Source organism: Streptomyces sp. NPDC004561, from assembly GCF_053602155.1.
On sequence record NZ_JBSGDB010000469.1, the window covers coordinates 1 to 6,710 of the forward strand.

Consider the following 6,710-nt stretch of genomic DNA (forward strand, 5'->3'; position numbering starts at 1 on the left):
GGTCACTTGGCCGCGTGCTTGGCGGCTACCTTCTCGGCGCCGGACTTCTGTGTCCGCAGGTTCCGCCTGGGAGGGCGGGGTTGCGGGGATCGCGGATGCGTGACCGGGGACCACCTTCCAATCCGGGGTCTTGCGGTTACCCGGGCGGAGTGCTTCCTCGCCCGGGCGATCCTGATGGCGTTCTGCTCCTTACCTTCGGTTACTCGGTTGTACTGCTGGTTATCGCGGGTACTGCTCGCGACCTCTCGGGTCGCGTCCTGCCTGACATCGCACGGCAGTTCGTCTCTGCCGTGCCCACTTCGACTTCCTGGGTACGACAGAAACGGTAACTCGGCAGCCATCCAATGTCTATCACCGCCACAACAGATTTCCTCCGTTGGCGATGGGCAGGACTCCCTCCCGCATGCACGCGGGAAGAGCGCTGTCCCTGGGTGAAGCTCGTGGCCGGCAACCTCGCGGCCGCGCTCCCCCCTCTTCACCGCCGGCCGCCGGAGCCGCGTGGGGGCCGGCCCGCGCTCTTAACCGCTGACACTGCCCATCGCGATGTCCCGTGGCTTTCCCCCATCGGGTACAGGCACGGGGCATCGTGCTGCCCGGGGTCGAGACCGCGGCATCGGGCACACTCAGCGACCGGCCTCCCGGCCGCGGTGCGGTCCGGGCTCCTGCGGGCGGTGCCCCCGCTGGTCGTCCTCGCGCACCGGGTGCACTCCGTCGGCATCGACCTGTTCGGTGTAGCGGGCTGTGCGGGCGCGGGAGTCGTCGGCCGCCTTGGTGAACGCGTCCCGGAGGCGGTGCAGCCGCTCGGCCGTGAGGTCGAGGGCTTCCACGTCGGTGCGGGACTGCTTCAAGGCCCACAGCGCCGTCAGGTCGATCGCCTCTCGGCGGCCGACTCCCGGCTCCTGGTCGTCGTGATCGGGGTCGGCGGCCGGGAGCGCGAGCAGCCGCTCGAGCATCGCCGCCTGCTGGTGCGCGACGACGTCGGTACGCCCGGCTCCGCGCGGTGGTGACGGTGGTGACGGTGGTGACGGTGGTGCGCAGCTTCTCGCGGACTACGGCGCCGGCGACGTGGCGCAGGTAGTAGCGGTATATCTGCCCGGCGGTGATCAGTGCGATATCCATCATGGAGACCACGCCACACGGCCCCGAACTGCGATGAAAGGCCGATCAGGCTTACGTCCCGCGACGCGGGAGCAGAGGCCGAACTCTTTCCTCAGGTGCCCCGCGAGGCGGGAAGCGGCTCCGGCCGGCGAGCCAGTGTTATCGCTCTTCGTTCACTCCAAGCAGCAGCGTTTGTCCATCGGTTTGGAGGGCGATGGGCGGTCGGCGGCGCCGTGGATGTTCACGAGAAATGACGTCATAACCCATCTTCCGGGCGAAGTGCTTTGCGTACAGCGAGGTGGAGCAGTCGTTGCAGCACGGCGGTGCCGTCGGAGGGGGCACCCGCTGAGATGTCGCAGTGGTAGTCGGCCTGGAACACGACGTTTCGGCAGAGCAGAAAGGCGTGTACGAAGACGCCGGGCTCTCGGTCGTCGCTCGCCGACCAGATGGACTCGTGGTCCCAGTCGCAGGGAGCGGCCGCGGGATCGGCCTGGGCCGGGACGTCCGGGCGCGTCATCCCGGCGAACACGCGCCGCGCGATCTCGGCGCCACTCTTGTCAGGGGTCGGCGTCTCCGTGTCGGTGGCCAGTGCCAGTGTCGAGGTGTTGGCTTCGGTGTGCCAGCTGCACCACACGTCATCACGCCTGGGCCAGGGCTCGTACAGCCCGCCCATCCCCTGCGCTTCACGGTCGCGCACCGGATCCCCATGGAGGGCCGAGGTGACCGTGTGTCTGTCGAGGAGAGAGCAGGCCGGCGGAGGAACGGCGTAGGGACCGGCCTGCCGGCTGATCCGGCTGATGGACTGCGTAATGTCGGCGCTGCCGAAGAACAGCACGATTCCCGTAAGGAGGAGGGCGGGCCATCGGCCCAGCAGCCAGGTGGCCCGCGGCCAAAGGCAGAGACGGACCCTACCGTCTTGCGTTGGCGGCGCTTCGCTGAGCAGGTGCTCCTGCAACCGTGCGTGGCGGAACTGGAACACCCCGCCGGTCTGGCGTAGTACACCGCGCGCGTGGGCGTCCTCCAGGAAGGCCATCGTCCGCCAGGGCAGCCGGCCGGCGGCCGCCAGGACGACGCGCGCCGCGGCGTGGCGCCCCCAGGCCGTGTTGGTGATCCCGTGCAGGACGGTGATGACGAGGGTGCCCAAGACCACGGTGGCCCACGCCGCCGGGCCCGTCACCCCCGCCCCCGCGTGGTCGCTCCAGGTGTTGACGAACAGGATGGGCAGCAGCACCACCGCTTCCAGGCACCACCGGCGCGGCCCGGTGACCGAGTGGTTGACCGCCAGGGTCAGGGCTGACACCCGGTCGGCCCGCAGCAGCGAGCGAGGGGTGACCGACGCCACGTCGGTCGCCATGCTCGGTGCGGCGCGGACGACGAAGAGCACGCCCAACGCGACGGCCGCGGGAATCGGGAACCCGGACGGGTAGGGATGGTCCTTGGTGGGGATGTTCGTCCCCCAGGCGAGTCCGATACCGGCGGCGCTTGCTGTGGCGCGCCAGAGAATCGTGGGCGCGCGCCGGCGCAGTTGCAGACGCACGGGCACCGGCACGGTGGCGTAGACGTCGACGACGGCGACGAGCAGGGGAAGCATGCCGATCAGTGCCAGCGCGCCCCAGGGCGGCAGCGCCATGCCCCACCAGCGGATCGTGCCGTGCGGCGGCAGGGCGGCGGTGAGGGCCACGGCAGCGGCGTAGACCAGGGTGATGGCCACCGCCGTGGCGGCCTTCGCCTGCGCGGGGTACCAGCGCCACCAGGCGAGTTCGCCGCCGGGCGCACCGTGCCGGGCGGCGTCGCGGGCCAGCCGGCTGAGATGGCGTTCGGCGTCCTGCGCGCGCCATCGCGGCGGTTTTCCCACGTCCGGCGGGGCCGTGTAGACCGCCGGTACGAGCCGAGCGATGAGGTGCTTCTCGATCCGCGCTCTGGTCGGGAACGCGGCAGTGTCCAGAAGTTCAGCCGGGTCGGCGGACGTCTCACCGTAGACGGCCAAGGCCAGCCCGAGCATCAGCGGCGACGAAAGCGCGGCGCGCAGTCGCCCGGCGTGCGGATCGTCGCCGTCCTGCATGCGGGCGAGGACGGGCTCCCACAGCGGAGTGCCCTCCGCCCGGGTCCGGCGGGTGCTGGTCCTCAGGTGCTCGCTCAACTCCCGCACGGTCAGCGGCTGGAGCGTCACGGCCGCCGCGCCGCTGAGCACGTCGGTCCGGCGCACCGCGTCCCGGTACTGCGCGGTGCGGCTGGTGAGGATCAGATGGGTGTGCTCGTCCACACTGTCGTTGAGCGTCCGTAGGGCCAAGGCACGCCGTTCGGGCGGCATTTCGTCGAGGCCGTCGAGGATCAGCAGGAGCCGCTCGGGAGCGGCCACCTCCTCGCCCAGTACGGTGCCGAATCCGGTCGGTGCCGCCAGTTCGGGGTGTTCGGTGGCGAGCCGCTGCGCGGCCCAGCCCCACAGGCCCGACTCGTCCGGATTCCAGGAGGCGAGAGGGAGGATCACGGGGACCCGGTCGTCCGGCCCTCGTCGCTCCAGCAACCGCAGCCCCAACCGGAGCGCCGCCACGCTCTTGCCCGCGCCCGGTTCGCCCGTGATCACCAGCCGTCCGGAGGGCACCAGGCCGTAGAGCCGGTCGATCTCCGCGACGTCGCCGTCGAGGGGCAGGGGTTGGTCGCTGCGTTCGCCGGCGCGGATGTTGGACCAGTGGTCGAACAGGTCGCGCCCGGCGATCCGGCACAGCACGGGCAGCAGGCGCTGTCCCTGGACTCGGCGCGCAATCGCCTCGTCGCGCCACTGCCTGGCCTGCTCCCGGGCCAGTCCGGCGAGCACGCCGTTCACCGTGGCGCGCAGCGCGTTCTCGTGGCGGCCGCGGGACAGCTGACGGCACTGCCAGGTCACCCACCCGACGGAATGTGCAGTCATCAGCAGCGCGAGCCCGGCAACAACCATCCAGGGCGCTTGACGTCCGGCCGTGGCGGTGAGCCCCGTACTCAGCAGGAAGCCGCCGAGAGCCACGAGGACCGCCACGACCGCACAGCGCCGGACGATCGACCAGCCGGACAAGGGTGTCAGCTGGAAGGGGATCCCGTAGAGGTGGACGCGGCCGATGGAACCGGTCTGGATGACCGTGTGGGCGTCACCGTGGAAGGTGTTGTGTACGTCGTGGGACCTGCTCCCCCCGGCTCGCCCCACGTCTCGCGCACCTCCGCCGTCTCCTGGTCGTGCACGATAGTCCGCGTTCCCGAAGTGTTCCAAGTAGGCTGGTGAAGCCCGAAGTTCGGGACTGAGCAGCGGAAAGCGGAGGGTGGCGAAGTGGAGGCCGAACTGACTGCGCTGGCCGTGTCCGGGGCGACGACCCTGGTGCAGCTGATGGCGGGCGACGCGTGGGCCACGGCCAGGGATCGGGTGCGGGCGCTGTTCGGGCGCGACCGGCCCAGTCAGACGCAGACGGCGGACGTGGAGCTGGAAGAGGACCGCGCCGCGGTTGTTGTTGCCGCGAACAGCGATGACCGGGCGGCCCTCGCCGGGATCGAGTCCCGATGGCGAGCGCGGCTGCTGCTCCTGCTCCGCGAGGACCCCGCGGCGGAGGCCGAGCTGCGTGCCCTGTTGACGGCGGCAGGACACTGCTCGGAGCAGGGCACCACCGTGCACAACACCGTCAGTGGAGGTGACATCCGCGGTCCCGTGATCCAGGCCGGCACCATCGAGGGCGACCTCCACTTCGGCTGACGCGCCCCGCCGCTGTCCTCGCCGACGAGACGAGCCCCGACCCTCAGCGCCCGCTCCGACTGCCGGCCCAGATCACGGCCATGTGCTGCCTCCGTGCGGTGTGCTGAGGGTGTGACTTCCACGGACGACCTCGCTGTCGATTCCCTACAGAGCGATCATTCGCAATTCCTGATTGGCAGCCGAGTCGTCGTGGGGCATCGGGCGGCCAATCGTGAATAGCCACACGCGGCAGAGTTTTGATAGCCACACCCGACGCCCCTGGGCGGGTCAACCGTACGAAGGGCTCACCGCGTCCCGCAGAACAACATAGGGAGTTTTGACGGCACGGAAGTACTTGCCTGGGCGGCGTCGAGGTGCTCACGGTGAAAGGCCCTGGTCCTGCCGCAGATGTCGAAGATCGAGCTGCGCGCCACGATCCGGTGCGACCACCGCAGCGGCAGGACGCTGCGAGAGATCGAGCGCAATTACAACCCGTCGTGGCGGACGGTCCGCAAGGCCGTGGACTCCGTCTGGCCGGAGCCGAGGAAGAAGCTGCCGCCGCTGCCGACCGTGCTGGATGCCTACAAGCCGCTGATCGATGGGATCCCCGCGAGCGAGCAGGCGGATGGATGCGCCGCGCAAGCAGCGGCACACCGCATACTGCTGACGGCTAGTGTCCTGCGTCAGTAGTTGATCGTTAGTTGTTGCGTGACTTCTGCTGCTGGTGCGTCAATTCCCCGTCGGGGCCCGAAGCTGGAACCGTTGTTGCTGTCTGACGATGAGCGGGCGTGTTGGAGAGATGGACGCGTCGGGCGACATCGGCCCAGGCTCTGGCCCTGCGGGCGCGGATTGTGCTGGCGTGTGCGGGGCCGGAAGTGCCGCCGATCGTCGTGGTCGCTCGGGATCTTCGGGTGACCGCGGACACGGTCCGCAAGTGGCGGCGCCGTTTCCTCGCCGAGCGCCTGGACGGGCTGGCTGATGAGCCCCGGCCGGGCCGGCCTCCCACCATCAGCGTCGATCAGGTGGAAGCGGTGGTGGTCACCACGCTGGAACAGCTGCCGAAGAACGCCACCCACTGGTCGCGGACGTCCATGGCCGAGCACAGTGGCCTGTCGAAGTCCACGGTCGGCCGGATCTGGCGGCAGTTCCAGCTCAAGCCGCATCTGGCGGACACCTTCAAGCTCTCGACGGACCCGTTGTTCGTGGAGAAGGTCTATGACGTCGTCGGCCTGTACTTCAACCCGCCCGAGGGGGCGGTAGTGCTCTCGGTGGACGAGAAGTCGCAGATCCAGGCCCTGGACCGGTCCCAGCCAGTGCTTCCGATAATGCCGGGCATGCCCGAACGGCGCACCCACGACTACGTCCGCAACGGCCTGACCACCCTGTTCGCCGCATTCGATGTCGCCACCGGCGAAGTCATCACCGCCCTGCACCGCCGGCACCGGGCCGTGGAGTTCAAGAAGTTCCTGATCAGGATCGACAAGGAGGTGCCCCCTCACCTTCAGATCCACCTGATCGTCGACAACTATGGCACCCACAAGACACCCGCGATCAAGGCATGGCTGGCCAAACACCCCCGGTTCGAGCTCCACTTCATCCCGACCGGCTCCTCGTGGATCAACCAGGTCGAACGGTGGTTCGGCTACCTTGCCCACCAGATGATCCGCCGAGGCGCACACAAGAACATCCAGGCACTGGAAGCCGACATCCGGACATGGGTCAAAGACTGGAACGAAGACCCCAAGCCCTTCATCTGGACCAAGACCGCCGAAGAGATCCTCGACTCCCTCGCCCGCCTCTGCCGACGGACCTCTGGCACAGGACACTAGTGTTCTGCGCCAGTAATCCGTTGGTAGATCTGTCTCGTCCCGGCGTTTGGGTTCCGGTCGACAACCAGGCGGGTTGATCGCCTGAGGCT

4 protein-coding genes and 1 pseudogene are annotated in these 6,710 nt (G+C 69.1%); 3 read left to right on the forward strand and 2 right to left on the reverse strand.

The window, feature by feature from the left end; genetic code table 11:
* Window positions 1-623: 623 nt before the first annotated feature.
* Both ACWEN3_RS37995 and ACWEN3_RS38000 read right to left on the reverse strand, forming a co-directional pair.
* On the reverse strand, window positions 624-953 hold the full coding sequence (locus ACWEN3_RS37995) for a hypothetical protein (protein WP_452980766.1): 330 nt from the start codon (window positions 951-953) through the stop codon (window positions 624-626).
* Between the two features lie 401 nt (window positions 954-1,354).
* Window positions 1,355-4,276 (reverse strand): NACHT domain-containing protein, encoded by a 2,922-nt coding sequence (locus ACWEN3_RS38000; protein ID WP_452980769.1) that lies wholly within the window; start codon window positions 4,274-4,276, stop codon window positions 1,355-1,357.
* 120 nt (window positions 4,277-4,396) lie between these two features.
* Here ACWEN3_RS38000 and ACWEN3_RS38005 point away from each other — a divergent pair, with 120 nt between their 5' ends.
* The 3 genes and pseudogenes from ACWEN3_RS38005 (at window position 4,397) to ACWEN3_RS38015 (ending at window position 6,621) form a co-directional block, all read left to right on the forward strand.
* Window positions 4,397-4,813 carry a hypothetical protein gene (locus ACWEN3_RS38005; RefSeq protein ID WP_452980770.1) on the forward strand — a complete coding sequence of 139 codons (417 nt, stop codon included), beginning with the start codon at window positions 4,397-4,399 and terminating at the stop codon, window positions 4,811-4,813.
* A gap of 387 nt (window positions 4,814-5,200) precedes the next feature.
* Window positions 5,201-5,482, forward strand: a complete 282-nt coding sequence (locus ACWEN3_RS38010) for a hypothetical protein (protein WP_452980772.1) — start codon at window positions 5,201-5,203, stop codon at window positions 5,480-5,482.
* 42 nt (window positions 5,483-5,524) lie between these two features.
* Window positions 5,525-6,621, forward strand: a pseudogene (locus ACWEN3_RS38015) (IS630 family transposase).
* Window positions 6,622-6,710 lie beyond the last annotated feature (89 nt).